This window comes from Paraburkholderia sp. SIMBA_054 (genome assembly GCF_046534875.1).
In the GTDB taxonomy this organism is placed as follows: domain Bacteria; phylum Pseudomonadota; class Gammaproteobacteria; order Burkholderiales; family Burkholderiaceae; genus Paraburkholderia; species Paraburkholderia hospita.
The window spans coordinates 87,184-103,602 of the sequence record NZ_JAWRXV010000010.1 but is presented as its reverse complement, the minus strand read 5'-3'; the positions used below and the strand labels follow the sequence as shown (position 1 = coordinate 103,602).

The following is a 16,419-nucleotide window of genomic DNA, read 5'->3' as shown; positions in this document are numbered from 1 at the left end:
ACGGGGCACGTGCTGCGTTTCGTACGGGGAAGACCCGTACCGTCTGGCGCGGGGTATTACGCAGGTGGAAATCCCCTACTGTGCTTTGGGGAGCTTCATCCAATGACGTCCCACAGACGATTGACGAGACTGGTCGAGCAAGGGCGAATTGCGCGCCGTGCCCTGGTTCGCAGCCCGTTGCTTCATGAAGAGGAGGTCGCGATGAACACCCACAGGCTCGTAATCGGTGCGCTCATTCTGACGGGCGCGGGACTGACGGCGCTACCGGCATTGAGCGCCGAGGACGAACAGGCGCCCGCAGCCGATGCGGCGATGGCGGCGCAACATCACGACGCCTCGATGAAGATGGACGAGGCTAAAGGCGATGACCCGATCGCGGAGACGGCTGCAAAGGCAGCACAAGACAACGCAGCACAAGACAACGCGCCGACCAGTGCCGCGCTGCAAGGCATGACGGCGAAGCAGCGTGTGATGAAGGAAGCGGCAGCGGCACAGGCAGCAGCAAAAGCCACGGAAGAAAAAGACGTCGCGACGGAAGAGGCGCCCGCGCACGATGCCGCCGCGATGCCGGCTGATATGCCGATGGACAACATGCCGATGCCCGCCGCGCATGACACGGCCGCGCCCGCGGACGCCATGCCCCCGCACGACGAACAGTCGAAAGACAAGCTTCACTCGATGTCCGGCGAACACGAGATGCTCGCGCATCATCACGACATGGCGCCAGGCACGACACGCACCACGGTGGACTACGCGTTGCCGCCCATCACGCTGGTGCGCGACGACGGCGAATCCGTATCGCTCGTCGACGAACTGAACGACGGCCGTCCCGTAGTGTTGACATTCATCTACACGTCATGCACGACGATCTGCCCAATGGTCAGTCAGACCTTCGAGCAATTGCAGGAGGAACTCGGCAGCGAGCGCGACAACGTGCATATGGTGTCGATCTCGATCGATCCCGAAGAGGACACGCCCGCCCGCCTCAAAGCCTACGCTGAGCGCTTCGGTGCGGGCCCGGAATGGCAGTACTACACGGGCACGGTGGAAGCGAGCGTCGCCGCGCAGCGCGCGTTCAACGTCTATCGCGGCGACAAGATGAACCACACGGCCGTCGCGTTCTTCCGCGCCGCGCCGGGCAAGCCGTGGCTGCGCCTGGATGGTCTTGCGACTCCCGACGAACTGTTGAGCGCCTATCACGAGATCGTCGCCCGCAACGGTTCGTGAACGCGCCGCGCGGAGGTGTCAACGTGGAGAAGATCCACCGGGTGCTGATCGCCGAAGACCAGCCGCTGCTGCGCGGGGGGCTGTGCTCGATGGTCCGCGCGTTGCAGCACTACAGCGTCGCGGGCGAGGCGGGCGACGGCGTCGAGGCGTGCAGCCTCGCCGCGACGCTGATGCCTGACCTGATCCTGATGGACCTGTCGATGCCGGGCAGAAGCGGCGTCGAAGCGATCGCGCACATCAAGCGGCAAGCGCCGCAGATCAGGATCATCGCGCTGACCATCCACGCGAGCGATATGCATATGCGCGAGGCGCTGGCGGCAGGTGTCGATGGCTATGTGCTCAAGGACGCAGCCTTCGACGAGCTTGTCGAGGCGATGCGTCTGGTCATGCTCGGCCAGCGCAATGCGACGCTCGACGAGTATGGCGCGCGACAGGGCGAGCCGCGCGGCCAGCCTGCGAACGGGCAGCATGCGCAGATGTGGAGCGCGCTGACCTGCCGCGAGCGCGTCGTGCTGCGTCTCGTTGCCGAGGGCTGCACCAATCGCGAAGTGGGCGAGCAGCTGCGTCTGAGTCCCAAAACCATCGAGAAACATCGCGCCAGCCTGATGCGCAAGCTCGGCGTATCGAATGCGACAGGGCTCGTGCACGCGGCGCTCGATCTCGGCGTGCTCGCGCTGCCCGAGGACACGGGCAATGGGTTGAACTACTTCGTTTGAACGGTAAAGAACGGGAGGGTCTTTACCCATCTGTTTGCACGAGTCTCCCTACTTCGCGCGCATGCGGGCCTGAACAACAATGCACACAGGCGTCCGGCCTGCGCGACACGCGCGGCATTCCACAGGGAGGACCACACCGTGAGCGACATCCTGTCCATGTCCACATGCGGCAGACCCGTCGATACACATGCACGGCAAGCTGCGCGCGAGCGGGGTTTCACGCTGCTCGAACTGCTGGTGGTCATGGTCATCATCGGATTGCTGGCGGGTCTCGTCGCTCCCCGCTATTTCGACCAGATCGGCAAGTCGAACACGAAGATCGCGCGCGCGCAGATCGAATCGCTCGGCAAGGCGCTCGATCAATTCCGGCTCGATGTCGGCGCGTATCCGACCACGGAAGAAGGCCTGCAGGCGCTGATGACAAAGCCGCAAGACGCGCCGCACTGGAGCGGCCCCTATCTGCAGAAGGCCGTGCCGCCCGATCCGTGGGACCGTCCCTATCAGTATCGCGCGCCTGGCGAACACTCCGACTACGACCTGTATTCGTACGGCAAGGACGGCCGGCCGGGCGGCTCGGGCGAGAACTCGGACGTGACGTCCTGGTGAACGGTGCGAGGAGAAGCGACGTGAAGTATGTGCTGCGGGTCTTCGATACGAACGGGGCGGTGCAGACGGTGCACGTCGAGAGCGATTCGACGGCGGCGGCCGCGTCTCTCGCCCGCGCGCGCGGGCTGCGTGTCGTATCGGTGCGCGGCGAGCGCGGCAGCGCGCGTTTGCGCCTGCGCACGCACGCGCTCGCGCGCGGCAAGTTCAATGTCGAACTCTTCGCGCGCGAACTCGCGGCGCTGCTCTCGGCGGGCGTCGGTGTGGTCGATGCGTTGCGCACGCTCGCGAGCAACGAGCGTCGCGAACGCTCTGCCGCCGTGTATCGCGGGCTGTTGCGGCGGCTCGAAGAAGGACAGTCGTTGTCGGCGGCGCTCGAACAGGCCAGCGACGTTTTCCCCGCCGTGCTGGTCGCCTGTGTGAAAGCGAGCGAGCAGACGGGCGGTCTCGCAGACAGTCTCACGCGCTATTCGCGCAACAGCGCGATGCTGCATGAACTGCGGGGACGGGTGGTGTCCGCGGCGATCTATCCGACGGTGCTACTGGTGGTTGGCGCGGTAGTCGTGCTCTTTCTGTTGGGCTTCGTCGTCCCGCGCTTCGCGACGCTGCTCGAACATAGCGGGCGCGAACTACCGCTTCTTTCTCAACTGCTGATCGCGTGGGGCAGTATGGTTCACGCGCATGGCAAGGAACTCGCAATCGCCTTCGCCGTGCTCGTGTTCGCTGCGTCGATCGTGCTGCGCCGCCCTTCCGCGCGCGACTGGATTGCTGACCGCATGCTCGCGTTGCCGGGCATCGGCGAATACTTTCGGGTGTTCCGTCAATCGCAGTTCTTCCGCACCACAGCGATGCTCGTCGACGGCGGCATCCCGGCCATCCGTGCGTTCGATCTTGCGCGTGGGCTTGTGGGTCGTTCCGATCAGGCATCGCTTGCGCGTGCGCTCGATCAGGTGCGCAACGGCGCAAAGATTTCGGACGCGTTCCAGCAGGCGTCGCTGGCTGATGCGATCACCTATCGGCTATTGACCGTCGCGGAGAAAACGGGCGGTCTCGGGCCCGTGCTCGACCGGATCGCGGCGTTCCAGGAATCGCAGGTGGCGCGCGCAATCGATCTGATCTCACGGCTGATCGAGCCCGCGATGATGATCTTCATTGGCATCGTGATCGGCGGCATTGTCGTGCTGATGTACATGCCGATCTTCGAAATCGCATCGAGCGTTCAATAGCAGGCGAGGATGTCATGGACACGGCGAGCATGGCGAACGGCATCGGCGGAACGGGTGGCGTCGATCTGCGCGATGCGCTGCGCAGCCTCGCCGAGCGTCATGGCTCGGGCCTTCGCGCGCTCGAAGATCTGCTTACGCAAATGCCCGTCAGCCCCGACGAAGTGCTCGCGCAACTCGCTGTGCAATGTCACATGCAGCCGATCACGATGCATGCGCTGAACGCGCTGCAACCGGATTTCGACGTCGTACCGTTCGTCGAGGCGACGACCCGCCTGTGCATCTGCTTTCGCGATGCCGAAGATTCTGCGGCGGGATGCGGCCTGTTGTTCGTGATCGCCGATCCGCTTGACCGGCGCACGCGCGGCAGTATCGAGCAACGCATGCGCGCGCGGCCGGCCGTGCCGTATCGCTGGGCGCTTGCGAGTATCGGCGACATCACCGCATGGCTCGCGGTGCGCGAGAAGGACGTGCGCGCGATGGACTCGCTTGCGTTCGACCAGACGACCCTGCATGCCACTGATCCCGCGTCGCTTGCGCTGACGCTGCAAGGCATCAGCAACGACGACAGCGCCGTCGTGCGCCTGCTGAATTCGACGATCTACGACGCCCTGAAAATGATGGCGAGCGACATACACCTCGAATGCCGCGCGCATGGGCTGATGATCAAATGCCGTGTCGACGGCGTGCTGACGGTGGTGGGGCGCGTCGAAGGGCGCGACGTCGCGGATCAGGTGCTGTCGCGCGTGAAAGTCATTTCCGAACTCGACATCGCCGAGCGCCGCGTGCCGCAGGACGGCCGATTCAAGGCCGTCTATGCGGGCCGCGAGATCGATTTTCGCGTGTCGATCATGCCGAACCAGTTCGGCGAAGACGCGGTGCTGCGCATTCTGGATCGCTATCAGCTGTCGCAGGCGTCGGGAGGACTCACGCTCGAAGCGCTCGGTTTCCAGCAGGAAGACACGCGTTTCATGCGCACGGTCGCCGCGATGCCGTACGGCATGCTCCTCGTCACGGGGCCGACGGGCAGCGGCAAGACGACGACGCTCTACGCGATCCTCACGGAGATCAACGACGGACTTGAAAAGATCGTCACCATCGAAGACCCCGTCGAGTATCAGCTGGGCGACATTCTGCAGATTCCCGTCAACGAGGCAAAAGGGCTGACATTCGCGCGCGGCCTTCGCTCGATCCTGCGCCATGATCCAGACAAGATCATGGTCGGTGAAATCCGCGATCCGGAGACGGCGCAGATTGCCGTGCAGGCGGCATTGACGGGCCACCAGGTCTTCACGACTGTGCACGCGAACAATGTGTTCGACGTGATCGGCCGCTTCACGAACATGGACGTCGACCCTTACAGCTTCGTGTCGGCGTTGAATGGTGTGATCGCGCAACGACTCTTGCGCCAGTGCTGCCCGGACTGTGTCGCTGAAGATATCGTCGATGCCGATGCGCTCGCGCGATCGGGCATCGATCCGGATACGGCGGGCGGCTATCTGTTCCGGCGCGGCATGGGATGCGCAGCCTGCCGCGGTAGCGGCTATCGCGGACGGCGCGCCGTCGCGGAAGCATTGCGCATGGACGACGAACTGCGGCAACTGCTGTCCGAACGCGCGCCGCTTACGCAGATCAAGGCGGCCGCATTCCGGCAGGGCATGAAGACGCTGCGAAGTGCGGCGATCAAGCTCGTGCGGCAGGGCGAGACGACCCTCGAGGAGATCAACCGTGTCACCATGGTCGATTGATTCGCCCGGCGCGGACATCAACATCGGCATCGGCACGCGCGAGGTCGCCGTGGGGCCGCGCTGGACGCGCTGGACGCCGGCGCGCAAGCCCACTTCGCCCGCCGGGCCGCGCAGCGTGCCGATGCCCGAAACGCAATGGTTCACGCAAGCGGGTGTCTTCGACGCACTGCGCGCAGCGCTCGAACCCGCGCCGGATAGCGTTGCGGCGCAAGCGCCGAGCGTGCCTTCCCGAACACGCGGCGCCCATATCGTGCTCGACGACTTCTGGGGCAACCACGCGATACTCCGTGGCGACTTCCGCACGTTGCGCGCGCGAGAAGTCGACGAGATCGCGCGTGCGCATTTCATCGATACGTATGGTGTCGATGGAGAGACCATCGTTGTGCGCGCGTGCGTGCAGCGTGGCGGACGTGCAATGTTTGCCAGCGCGTTGCCTTGCGCGCTGGTGGATGGCATGCGCGAGGCGAGTGCGTCGGCCGGCGCCCGCATGCTGGCGTTGAAACTGTGCCTGCCTGAAATGCTCAACCGGACGCTGCACAGAATGCCCCGCGCAAACGCAATGGTCGTGTTCGCCGCCGACGCGCTGATCCAGGCTGTGCTGATAGAAGCGGGTGGCTGGGCCTGTTATGACGCGCAGCGCCTTTTCGCGGGCGACGCATGCGATCCCGCAAAAGTCACGCTACTCGCGGAACAGGCGTTCGAGCGCTGCGCGGAACGTACGACGCTCAAACACGAGGATTGCGCGCTGGGCTTCTGTGGCTCCGGCATTGCCATCGATCTCGCTGCGCTGCAAGCGCGCTTTGCGAGCGTGACTACGCTGGCTCCGCCGAATGCCTGTCATGAACTTGAGGGGGGCGAGAGCTTTGCGCGCCATCTGCTGGAGTACGCGCAATGATCCAGCGACTCGACATCGACTTCGCTCGCCGCCGGTCACACCTCGCGCCAGCGGGACTCATCGTGCTGTGCATCGCGATTTGCGCGCTGCTTGCGAGCGGTGTGCGGCTGTGGCAGGTATTCGATGACAACCAGCAGGCGCAGGAACGGCTGGACGAAGCGCGTCATCGTGGGTCCGCCAAAGCCCATCTCGTCAGGGCGCAACCAACGCCTGCAGCGATGCATGCGGAAAAGCAGAGTCTTGCGGTGCTGAGTGAACTGACGGTGCCGTGGCAAGACCTGTTGTCGATCGTCGAGGACTATCCCGAGCATGATGTCGCGCTGATCGGCATCGATCAGAATCCGGTGCAGAGCCAGATTCGCATTACGGCGGAGGCGAAGAACTTCGACGCGATGATCGCGTATCTGCGCTATCTGCAATCGAGCAAGCTATTGCGGGAGGCCGTGCTCAACGATCACGAGATCGAAGCCAATGTTCCGGGCACGCCCGTCCGGTTTCAGGTTACCGCCGTGTGGAGCCGCTCATGAACGTCGAGTTTCTGCGCGAGCGCTGCCTGACCTTGCGTTTCGAATTGATGCGGCGCTTCGGCGTAGCGGGGATCGCCGGCATCGTGTTGTTGTGTGCCGCTGCCGTCGTGGCCGATAGCGCGATACGCATGCAAGGCGACACGCTCGCGCTGTCGAACGAGGTTCGGCCTGCTCGTACCGCGAAGAAAGCAGACGTTGCCCACGACGCGGGCCCTTACGCGGATACCGCCGTGCTCGCGAGCTTGCCCGATCTGTTTCCGCGTTTCGCGCATAGCGCGGACGATATCGCTGCGATACTCGCGCACGCCCGCGACAGCAATCTGGCAGTCGGCTCAGCGGAATACGTCATCGTTGCCGATCCAGGCGGACGTTACGTGCGCTATCAGATGCTGCTGCCCGTCAAGGATCAGTACGTCACGATTCGCCGGTTTCTTGCGTCGGTGCTCAACAGCGTGCCGAACGCGGCGTTGCGCGAGATTCATGTCGAACGGCCCGCCGTGGATGGCAGCGTGCTCGATGCGCGTGTCCGGTTCGAACTCGTATACGGGACGGCGCGGCCATGAGTTCCGTTCTCGTTCGCCGCTCCCTGCTGGGCATGTGCCTGATCGTGACGATCGCGCTTTCGGTGAAGGCGTGGCGCGCTCCGCAAGGAACGTCGGCGATGGCGGCTGTGAGTGTCGGGCGTCACGACGTCGCGTTGACGGCTTCTTCGGTTCGCTCCGCGGCAAAGCACGACCGCGCGAAATCGCCAGGAAAAGCAACGCAGGCAGCGAGCGAAAAGACTTCGAACGAAAAGCTCGCGGCATTACGCAAGCCCATGTCGCTCGAATCGCGAAACAACCCGTTTGCCGCGTCGTCGTGGCTGCCGCCTGCGCCCCCACCGGTACAGGCTGCACCCGAGCCTCCGCCACCACCGACCGCGCCACCCGTGCCGTATGTGTACTTGGGAAAACTGGACGGCTCGACGCTCAAGCCACGTGTCTTCCTGAGCAGTGGCGATCAGTTGGTGATCGTGTCTCAGGGAGAAGTGGTCGATGGACAGTACCGCGTCGAGTCGATCTCCGACGCCGACATCGTGCTGATGTATCTGCCGTTGAACCAGAGGCAGGTCATATCCATGCAAAGCGAAGGAAAATGAGCGAAGGAACATAAATGACAGCCGCATGCAGCCGCGATCGGAGCCGCAACGGGGACAGCGGCTCATCAACGCGCTATCCACCGCATTCCGCGCCCCTCACGCATCGCTCGCCCCGTGTGCCGCTGACGAAGCGCCAGGCCGCGTGCATCGCACTGGCCGTGCTCGCGTTGGGCGGTTGTGTGACACCGCCCGCTACGCGCCAGAACGATCCCACCAACGCGCAATTGCAGATCGACTATCTGCACGATCGCGACGCGCGCGTGAATGCATTGCTCGACGATGCGGACGCGTACCGCGGGAGCTACCAGTATGACCTCGCGGTCCAGGCGCTTGGCCAGGCCTACCAGATCGACCCGGCGAGCGAGCGCGGCCGCAAGATCGGCGCCGCGCTCGACCGTGACCGGCGCGACCTCACGAGTTTGCAGGAAGCGGACCGCATGATGCAGCGCGGCTCGTATGCGCTCGCGGAAGAGCGCGTGCATCGGGTGCTGGCGCAGAACCCGACCAATCCGATGGCGCAGCAGATGCTCAGGAATATCCAGGACAAACGTAATCAGCAGCGCGCGCTGAAGGAGGAAAAGATCACCGCGTCGTCCATCATGCGGACGCCCGTCACGCTTCAGTTTCGCGATGCCAATGTGCGGATGGTGTTCGAAGCGCTGTCGAAAACGACGGGTCTCAACGTGATTTTCGATCGTGACGTGCGCGCCGACCTGAAGACGACCATCTTCGTGACGAACGCGACGCTGCAGGACACGGTCGACATGATCCTGATGCAGAGCCAGCTCGACAAGAAGCAACTGAACGCGAATACGCTCTTCATCTATCCGGCGACGCCGGCGAAGGAACTGGAGTATCAGGAACTGAAGGTGCGCACGTTCCAGTTGTCGAATGTCGATGCGAAGCAGATTCAGGGCTTGCTGAAGAGCCTGCTGAAGCTGAAGGAAGTGGTGGTCGACGAACGGTCGAACACCGTCACGATACGCGGCACGCCCGATACGATCCGCGTGGCCGAGGAAATGATCGCTGCGCAGGACATTCCCGAGCCCGAAGTGATGATGGAAGTGCAGGTGCTGGAAGTCTCGCACGATCGCATGACCGACCTTGGCATCGAATGGCCGAACACGTTCACCATGTCGACACCCGCCACGGCCAATACCTGGGGCGAGTTGCACCATCTGCCTATCAATGCGCTCAATGTGAGCGGCCTGTCCGCGACGGCCAATTTCAAGCTGAGCGACACCGATGCCAACCTGCTCGCCAGTCCGCGCATTCGCGCGCGCAACAAGGAAAAGGCGCGCATCCTGATCGGCGACAAGGTGCCCGTGATTTCGAGTTCGAGCACGCCGAGCACGAGTGGACCGTCCTATACGCAGATGGTCCAGTACCTCGACGTCGGCATCAAGCTCGAAGTCGAGCCGCAGGTCTATCGGGACGGCGATGTCGGCATCAAGCTGAACCTGGAAGTAAGCAACATCACCAAGGTTATCCAGAGCGACAGTTCGCAGGCAGGGCTGACGACGCTCGCTTATCAGATCGGCACACGCAACGCGTCGACGAGCCTGCGTTTGCGCGACGGCGAAACGCAGATTCTCGGCGGCCTGATTTCCGATTTTGACAGAACGACGGCCGACAAGGTGCCGGGCCTCGGCCAGTTGCCCGTGCTCGGACGGCTCTTCTCCAATCACAACGGCGACCACGTGAAGACTGAGATCGTGCTGCAGATCACACCGCATATCGTGCGCCCGCAGATCGCCGCTGACGCAGATACGCAGGAAGTCTGGTCGGGCACCGACGTCAACGTGCACTCGGAGCAGTTGCGGCTCGACCCGGTCGTCGCGGAACTGGAACCGACGGTACCGCGTCCCGTCGTCCGTACGCCCGGCAGCGTGGGCGGCGGCACGACGGGCGGCGCGGCCGCCACACCGCACAGCAGCACGCAGGGCCGGCCAACAACCCAGCCGCCCGCGAGCGCGTTCGGCCAGTTGCCTCCGGTGCCACGCACGGCGCCGCCGCAGCAACCGTACGGCGGCCGCTATTCGACCTTGCCCGCGCCGCCCGCTAACGGCGCCACGCCGCCTGCCGATCAAGGTGCCGCCGAGGCGCAGTCGAACGGCGAGAACGGCAACGGCAGCGCGCTACAGGCGCCGTCCGCAGCACCCGGTGCACAGATGGCGCCTCCGCCTCCGCCCGCACCCGCGCTGTCAGCGCCGACCGCGCCTCCGTCGAATCTCGTGATGCCGCCAGGCGACATGCCAAGCGACAACCCGCTGCGTCCGATCCAGAACGGCGGGTACTGAACGATGTCTCGCCTTGTGCGTCCAGACCGTTGCAGCATCGCGCGCCGTGCGAGGCCGCGTGGCTTCACGCTGGTCGAACTCGTGATCACGCTTGCGCTCGTCGGCATTCTGGCGCTTGCTGTCGTGCCGTTTTCGCAACTGATCGTGCAGCGCGAAAAGGAACAGCAACTGAGCGGCGCATTGCGCGAGATTCGTACCGCCCTCGACGCCTACAAGGAGGCGAGCGACGCCGGTCTTATCGAGCGGGAAGCGGAAGCTTCCGGCTATCCGCCTTCGCTAGCGGTGCTGGTGGACGGCGTGAAGAACGTGAAGGACCCGAAGGGCGGCATGCTGATGTTCCTGCGCCGCGTGCCGCGCGACCCGTTCTTCGCAGGCGACGCCGATACACCGCCCGAAGACACCTGGAGCCTGCGCGCGTTCGGCGACCCGCCCGCGCATGCCGACGGCAGTGATGCTTCGGAACGCGGCAACGTGGGCAAGGACGTATTCGACGTTACGTCGAAGTCGGATCGCGTCGGTATCAATGGCATTCCCTATCGACAGTGGTGAGCGCGACCATGAAACACATCGATACGCGCCGGCGCGATGCCGGCTTCACGCTGATCGAACTGGTGGTCGTGATGGCGATCATCGGGCTGTTGCTGACCATCGCGCTGCCGAGTTACATGCACAGCATCGATCGCGGCAAGGAACAGGTGCGTGCGCAGAATCTCGCTGTAATGCGCGATGCGATCGACAAGTACTACGGTGACAACGCCGCCTACCCTGATACGCTCGACGAGCTTGTGACGCGACACTATCTGCGCACGATTCCCGTCGATCCCGTCAACGGTGACGACAAATGGGCGGTCGTCGCGTCGCCGGATGACACGAAGCCGGGTGTCTACGATATCGTGCCTGCCAGCAGCCCGCAGGGCACGGCTTCGGGTGACGCGGGAGCGGGCAAATGAGGTTCGGCGCAGCGTGTGGCCGCCGCGCGACTGCGCATGTCGGGCATGTCGCGCGTGATCGCGGTCTCGTGATGTTGACGTTGCTAATCGCGTTGATGCTGCTCTCCGTCGCGCTGATGGGCGCGCTCGATGTCTGGTCGCTGCAACGCAAACGGGAAAACGAGCAGCAACTGCTGTTCGTCGGGAACCAGTACCGGCTCGCGATATTGCGCTACTACCGAGCTGGGCGCACGCTGCCCGCTTCCGTCGATGAACTGCTCAACGACACGCGTGTTCCCGAGCCGCTGCATCATCTGCGGCGCGCCTATGCCGATCCCATCACCGGGCAGAACGATTGGGTCTATATGTATCAGGCGGGACGGATGGCGGGCTTGCACAGCAATTCGACTGATGCGCCGATCAAGCGTGCCAACTTTCCCCGGCAGTTCGAAGACTTCGAAGGACAGAAGACCTACGCAGGCTGGCAGTTCTTCTATTTGCCGCCGATGCAGCGCGCCTACTCCAACAGCGATACCCCTGCGAAGCCAGCGAGACCGGGTACAGCAGGCGCGCCTTTCGATCCGATGAACGACGGATTGACGCACTACACGCCCCGTCCGTTCGGTGCATCGCATTGACGGTCGGCATCAAGCCGATTGAAATCCCTTTGTTTGCATCTTCATCATTGCAGGTCCAACGTCAAGGTTGTGTCATTGATTCTCATTACCTGGATGTTCGCTACAGCTTATGAGGTTTACCGCACACATGGCGAATGATTGATGCACAAAAGAGCCGTCGTCTTCTGAATAGAAAACAGATCTTAAGGCGTTCTTAAGCTGCACTCGCCGACACTTCCATTACGGTGCAATTTCGCTTCCTTGTCAGGGCGATCAGCTTTTCTTTCGAATCAGAATCAAACAGAGAGGCTTCGTATGGACTCTGTGACGAGGAAGCTCTATCACGTTTGCCGCGTGAACCGCGCGCTGCCGGATGCGCTGCTGCCGACAAAGGGATGGGCGATCGACCGGATCGACATTAGTGCGCGGACGAAGCATCGGACACGGCCTGCTGCGGGCGCAGGTGGATTGCTCGATATTGCGTCGATGAAGTTTCCGCGCGACATGGACCCGCTCACGGAGGTGCTGGCGACGCGGGACGTAGGCTGGGTCGCGGCGCTTCAGCACGGGCAACTGGAAGACACCACGATCCGCTCTGTTGTCCGTAGTCACTGCATCAGCTACATCACGCTACCGACGACGGCCGTCGAACTCGGACATGCCGTGGGTCACGCGCGCGGCATGTGCTCACTGGGCGGAACCACGACGGCCGAATCGTTGACCGTTGTCGATGGTGACATGATCGGCTCGTGCGATGCGATGCTTCAGCTATTTCGCACGATGCGCAAGGTCGCGATGTGCAACGCACCCGTTCTTATCCAGGGGGAGTCGGGTACGGGCAAGGAACTGACTGCATTCGCCATTCACCGGCACTCGGATCGACACCATGGGCCGTTTGTCGCGATCAACTGTGGCGCAATCCCTGTGCATCTCGTTACTTCGGAACTCTTCGGCTATGAGCGTGGCGCTTTCACGGGGGCGAATGAGCGGAAGACGGGGCGCATTGAGTCGGCGAACGGCGGTACGGTTTTTCTCGACGAAATTGCCGATCTGCCGATGGAAAGCCAGGTGACGCTACTGCGTTTTCTGCAGGAGCACAGCATCGAACGACTCGGGGGCGTGTGCTCGATCGATGTGGACGTGAGAATCGTTTGTGCGACGAACGTCGATCTGGAGCGCGCGGCGCGCGAAGGACGGTTTCGCGAGGATCTCTATCATCGGCTGAGTGTGCTCCAGATCGAAGAGCCGCCGCTGCGCGCACGAGGTGCGGACGTCGAACTCCTCGCGCGGCATCTGCTTGACCAGTTGCGCGTGGATTCGCGCCGCCGGATTCGCGGCTTTTCCGAAGACGCGATTCGGGCTCTGCGTGCGCACGACTGGCCCGGCAACGTCCGCGAATTGAGAAATCGCGTGTGGCGTGCGGTTGTACTGTTCGACAACTCTGTCATCACGGCGAGTGACCTTGGCCTTGCGCACCATGTCGATGCGCGCACGATGTCGCTCGACCAGGTGCGGCGCCGCGCCGAGCAACAGGCAGTTGAAAGGGCTTTGCTGCGTCATCGCGGCAGAGTCGCGGACGCGGCGCGCGATCTCGGCATTTCGCGCGTCACGCTGTACCGGCTGCTCGAGTCGTATGGGTTCGATATTGCTTCGTTTCTGCGGGGCTTGCGCACAGATCGCTCACTAACGATGGTTCGCTAGGCCGCGCCGAAGGGTGAAGGCTTTGTTGCATACCTGCGCCGAACAGCAGCCGCGAGCGTCTCGCTGCGAATTCCAGCGAATACGAAAGGGAAACCAACAACTTGCGATGACTCAGCGTATCCCTCCGGGCGCTGGAAGAAACACCCGCGGATCACAGGCACCCTCCTTGATAGTTTGTTGCGAGATTCCTTTTACCAACGATGCCGTAGACCTACTACGGCCGAGACTTGTGTTTTAGTGGTCGATGGCGAAAGCGTATAGATCTGGGCGAATTGTGCATCACCTGCGGCTTTCTGATAAATGCTAACCAGAAACACGTCCGTCCGTTTGCTCAGGAAATACACCGCGCCAGCGTTGACCTGATGCCATTTCGGACTTGTTTCCTGGGGACGGTATTGTCCCGTAGTGAAGACATATGCCGCCCCGAGCAGCAGGTCCGGCAGAACATAATCGGTCAATGAGACTTCGAAGTTCTGCAGCGTCAGCCTAGATTGGTCGAGATATTCGAATCGCGCATTCGTATAGAGCAGAGACAGATTTGCATTTCCAAATGCGTAGGCGCCACCTGTGCCGAACATTCTCTGTTTGCTCACGCCTGCGTTGGTCGCAGGGTTGGTAATAAAAGGTGAAGTGAAGCCATAGTCCCCGACCACCGCGCCGTTGGGATTGGCGGGGTCATTGGGCATTTTGACCTGAAGGTAGGCCACTCCCAGGGAGAACGGTCCCCTGTGATATTGAGCAGCTGCGCTGATGGCGTTGTTGTCCGAGAAATCCCCGGCCTTGTTCGAAAAACCGTAGAGTCCTTCGAACTGGAGTCCGCCGTAATCGACGCTCTTGTACTGCACCGCATTGTTGATGCGGAAAGTATCGAACACGTTATCGCTGTCGCCGATATGCGCGCCATATGCGGCAAACTGGCAGGCCGACGAAAAAATGCACAGCGTGACGGCCTCGTCATACTGGCGGCCGATCGTGACCGTGCCCAGACTGTTCGATGACACGCCTACGAAGGCTTGCCGGCCAAACAACCGGCCGCCTTGCGACAGGGCGCCATTGCCGACGCTGTAACCGCCTTCCAGCGTGAAGATAGTCTTGAGTCCCCCACCAAGGTCTTCGACCCCTCTCATGCCCCAACGCGGCGTCTGCATCGGTCCGCTTGCGAACTGCCAGGTCGAATGCCCCTGTTTGTCGGCTCCCTTCTGATTGTTCGCATACACGATTCCGCTTGAGATCAAACCGTAGAGCGTTACGCTGCTTTGGGCGAATGCCGTCTGACAGGCGAGAGCGGTTGCCGTAATGACGATAGCGCGTCGAATCATGATTTCCTTGAGTGCTGGCTGATTGTTTGAAGTACAGCTCGATTAATTTAGGAAAACGAATTGGATGGTCTGCATGACGGGACCTTGATGTGCCGGCATGATGGATCTGACACCGCATTGCATGAGCGAGGCCGTCTCTTGCCTGCCTCACTAGCGACCGATTCTTGCGGAACAAAAATCGCGTCGGCTAGCACTGAATTTGACCAGCAGTGAGCGAATTTTCAGAGCGGGTGGTCGTGCTACGTGCGCGGCAGGTGCGCAGCTTCGAATTCATGCACCATATCGGTGCATTCCGATGGGTGAGCTAAAATCGGCATCACTCGTCTTCAAAATTGATGCTAGCGGGGACACTTTCGGCTGCTGAGAATGCACTTAGCCGGCAGCACTCGGAAAGCAACAGACCGGTTCCCCCTTGAATCCAGGACCATCGGAGGAGTGAAACATGTCAGTAGTCGAGAATGCGGGGCGCAGACGTATGCTGCGGATGACGCTCGCGGCGGGCGGCATGGCGGCGACAGGCGCACTGCTTTCGGTGCGCGCCCTAGCGGGTGAAAAAGCGACCGTCAATATGCAGTTGGGATGGGTCCCGGGCGGCAATCAGGTTGGTGAGGTGGTCGCGAAGAGACTGGGTTTTTACCAGCAGGAAGGCATCGATTTCCAGATTCAACCAGGTGGCCCCAATATCGATGGCGTCGCGATCGTCGCCTCGGGGCGCTTCGAGACGGGCGAAATTTCATCGAGCCCATCGATCATGCTGGCCGTCTCGGAAGGGCTGCCGATCAAATGCATCGCCGCCGGACTGCAGCAGCATCCGTACACATTTTTCTCGTTGAAGAAAAACCCGATTCGCACGCCGCACGACATGATCGGCAAGCGCATTGGCATTCAGGCGACGGGAATGGTACTGCTCAAGGCGTTGCTGACCAAGAACAAGATTCCCGAAAACCAGGTCAACATCGTGCCGATCGGCGCCGACATGATGCCGCTTCTGAGCGGGCAGGTAGATGCCGTAACCGGCTGGCAAACCAATACGACCGCGCTCAAGCCGCTTGGTGCGGATCGCGTCGATCTGCGGCTGTGGGACACGGGTGTGCGCCTCTATGCATTGCCGTACTACACGACGACGGCGACGCTGAAAGACCATCCCGATACGGTCAGCCGCTTCATGCGCGCAACGGCACGCGGCTGGATCTATGCGAACACCCACCGCGATCAGGCCGTCGACTTGCTCATCAAGGAATACCCGAATCTGAATCATGCGGATGAGCGCATCGCGATCGATTCATTGATGGGCTACGCCTTCAACCAGACAACGCAGACTCAAGGCTGGGGAGCGATGGATCCGAAGGTCTGGGAAGAACAGATCTCGACATACGGACAGCTCGGCCAGTTCAGGGCGCATCAACCCAAGGTAGAGGACGTCATGACGATGGACGTGCTCAACGCTACCCGTTCCTCACGACTTCTGGTGTAACC

The 16,419-nt window shown here is 62.2% G+C and carries 16 protein-coding genes; 15 read left to right on the top strand and 1 reads right to left on the bottom strand.

Annotation, left to right across the window (positions count from 1 at the left end; all coding sequences use genetic code 11):
• The first annotated feature begins 636 nt into the window (after window positions 1–636).
• The 14 genes from SB822_RS14630 (at window position 637) to SB822_RS14565 (ending at window position 13,624) form a co-directional block, all read left to right on the top strand.
• Window positions 637–1,227 carry an SCO family protein gene (locus tag SB822_RS14630; RefSeq protein WP_407671928.1) on the top strand — a complete coding sequence of 197 codons (591 nt, stop codon included), beginning with the start codon at window positions 637–639 and terminating at the stop codon, window positions 1,225–1,227.
• Window positions 1,228–1,250: 23 nt separating this feature from the next.
• Window positions 1,251–1,943 carry a response regulator gene (locus SB822_RS14625; RefSeq protein WP_165904617.1) on the top strand — a complete coding sequence of 231 codons (693 nt, stop codon included), beginning with the start codon at window positions 1,251–1,253 and terminating at the stop codon, window positions 1,941–1,943.
• Between the two features lie 156 nt (window positions 1,944–2,099).
• Window positions 2,100–2,549, top strand: coding sequence for a type II secretion system major pseudopilin GspG (gene gspG, locus SB822_RS14620; protein ID WP_410855081.1), 450 nt, complete (start codon window positions 2,100–2,102; stop codon window positions 2,547–2,549).
• Between the two features lie 20 nt (window positions 2,550–2,569).
• A complete protein-coding gene (locus SB822_RS14615; RefSeq protein WP_410855009.1) occupies window positions 2,570–3,772 on the top strand; it encodes a type II secretion system F family protein in 1,203 nt (400 codons plus the stop codon).
• A 14-nt stretch (window positions 3,773–3,786) separates the two neighbouring features.
• Window positions 3,787–5,517 (top strand): GspE/PulE family protein, encoded by a 1,731-nt coding sequence (locus tag SB822_RS14610; RefSeq protein ID WP_410855008.1) that lies wholly within the window; start codon window positions 3,787–3,789, stop codon window positions 5,515–5,517.
• Window positions 5,498–6,412, top strand: coding sequence for a hypothetical protein (locus SB822_RS14605; protein ID WP_114223631.1), 915 nt, complete (start codon window positions 5,498–5,500; stop codon window positions 6,410–6,412). Before SB822_RS14610 ends, SB822_RS14605 begins: the two co-directional genes overlap by 20 nt.
• Window positions 6,409–6,939 (top strand): hypothetical protein, encoded by a 531-nt coding sequence (locus tag SB822_RS14600; RefSeq protein WP_410855007.1) that lies wholly within the window; start codon window positions 6,409–6,411, stop codon window positions 6,937–6,939. Before SB822_RS14605 ends, SB822_RS14600 begins: the two co-directional genes overlap by 4 nt.
• The gene (locus SB822_RS14595; protein ID WP_086919458.1) at window positions 6,936–7,502 is read left to right on the top strand and encodes a hypothetical protein; all 567 of its coding nucleotides are present in this window, start codon (window positions 6,936–6,938) and stop codon (window positions 7,500–7,502) included. Before SB822_RS14600 ends, SB822_RS14595 begins: the two co-directional genes overlap by 4 nt.
• Complete coding sequence (locus tag SB822_RS14590) at window positions 7,499–8,077, top strand: hypothetical protein (protein WP_079490133.1); 579 nt, start codon at window positions 7,499–7,501, stop codon at window positions 8,075–8,077. The genes SB822_RS14595 and SB822_RS14590 overlap by 4 nt, the downstream gene beginning before the upstream one ends.
• 14 nt (window positions 8,078–8,091) lie before the next feature.
• Window positions 8,092–10,377, top strand: a complete 2,286-nt coding sequence (locus tag SB822_RS14585; protein ID WP_410855006.1) for a secretin N-terminal domain-containing protein — start codon at window positions 8,092–8,094, stop codon at window positions 10,375–10,377.
• Between the two features lie 3 nt (window positions 10,378–10,380).
• A complete protein-coding gene (locus tag SB822_RS14580; protein ID WP_114223627.1) occupies window positions 10,381–10,926 on the top strand; it encodes a type II secretion system protein in 546 nt (181 codons plus the stop codon).
• Between the two features lie 8 nt (window positions 10,927–10,934).
• Entirely contained in the window at window positions 10,935–11,327 is a 393-nt protein-coding gene (locus SB822_RS14575) for a type II secretion system protein (RefSeq protein WP_007736948.1), read from the top strand.
• The gene (locus SB822_RS14570) at window positions 11,324–11,944 is read left to right on the top strand and encodes a type II secretion system protein (RefSeq protein ID WP_410855005.1); all 621 of its coding nucleotides are present in this window, start codon (window positions 11,324–11,326) and stop codon (window positions 11,942–11,944) included. Before SB822_RS14575 ends, SB822_RS14570 begins: the two co-directional genes overlap by 4 nt.
• A 294-nt stretch (window positions 11,945–12,238) precedes the next feature.
• Entirely contained in the window at window positions 12,239–13,624 is a 1,386-nt protein-coding gene (locus SB822_RS14565) for a sigma-54 dependent transcriptional regulator (protein WP_114223625.1), read from the top strand.
• Window positions 13,625–13,815: 191 nt separating this feature from the next.
• Here the strand turns inward: SB822_RS14565 and SB822_RS14560 are convergent, their stop codons facing one another.
• Window positions 13,816–14,943 carry a porin gene (locus tag SB822_RS14560; protein ID WP_114223624.1) on the bottom strand — a complete coding sequence of 376 codons (1,128 nt, stop codon included), beginning with the start codon at window positions 14,941–14,943 and terminating at the stop codon, window positions 13,816–13,818.
• 442 nt (window positions 14,944–15,385) lie between these two features.
• Here SB822_RS14560 and SB822_RS14555 point away from each other — a divergent pair, with 442 nt between their 5' ends.
• Window positions 15,386–16,417: an ABC transporter substrate-binding protein gene (locus SB822_RS14555; RefSeq protein WP_410855004.1), complete on the top strand. Its 1,032-nt coding sequence runs from the start codon at window positions 15,386–15,388 to the stop codon at window positions 16,415–16,417.
• Window positions 16,418–16,419: the final 2 nt, after the last annotated feature.

Excerpts from the sequence above, each read along its gene's own strand:
- SB822_RS14555 (WP_410855004.1), top strand. The coding sequence starts at position 15,386 with ATGTCAGTAGTCGAGAATGCGGGGCGCAGACGTATGCTGCGGATGACG.
- SB822_RS14570 (WP_410855005.1), top strand. The coding sequence starts at position 11,324 with ATGAGGTTCGGCGCAGCGTGTGGCCGCCGCGCGACTGCGCATGTCGGG.
- gspG (WP_410855081.1), top strand. The coding sequence starts at position 2,100 with ATGTCCACATGCGGCAGACCCGTCGATACACATGCACGGCAAGCTGCG.
- SB822_RS14610 (WP_410855008.1), top strand. The coding sequence starts at position 3,787 with ATGGACACGGCGAGCATGGCGAACGGCATCGGCGGAACGGGTGGCGTC.
- SB822_RS14575 (WP_007736948.1), top strand. The coding sequence starts at position 10,935 with ATGAAACACATCGATACGCGCCGGCGCGATGCCGGCTTCACGCTGATC.
- SB822_RS14595 (WP_086919458.1), top strand. The coding sequence starts at position 6,936 with ATGAACGTCGAGTTTCTGCGCGAGCGCTGCCTGACCTTGCGTTTCGAA.
- SB822_RS14585 (WP_410855006.1), top strand. The coding sequence starts at position 8,092 with ATGACAGCCGCATGCAGCCGCGATCGGAGCCGCAACGGGGACAGCGGC.
- SB822_RS14565 (WP_114223625.1), top strand. The coding sequence starts at position 12,239 with ATGGACTCTGTGACGAGGAAGCTCTATCACGTTTGCCGCGTGAACCGC.
- SB822_RS14600 (WP_410855007.1), top strand. The coding sequence starts at position 6,409 with ATGATCCAGCGACTCGACATCGACTTCGCTCGCCGCCGGTCACACCTC.
- SB822_RS14580 (WP_114223627.1), top strand. The coding sequence starts at position 10,381 with ATGTCTCGCCTTGTGCGTCCAGACCGTTGCAGCATCGCGCGCCGTGCG.
- SB822_RS14630 (WP_407671928.1), top strand. The coding sequence starts at position 637 with ATGCCCCCGCACGACGAACAGTCGAAAGACAAGCTTCACTCGATGTCC.
- SB822_RS14560 (WP_114223624.1), bottom strand. The coding sequence starts at position 14,943 with ATGATTCGACGCGCTATCGTCATTACGGCAACCGCTCTCGCCTGTCAG.
- SB822_RS14590 (WP_079490133.1), top strand. The coding sequence starts at position 7,499 with ATGAGTTCCGTTCTCGTTCGCCGCTCCCTGCTGGGCATGTGCCTGATC.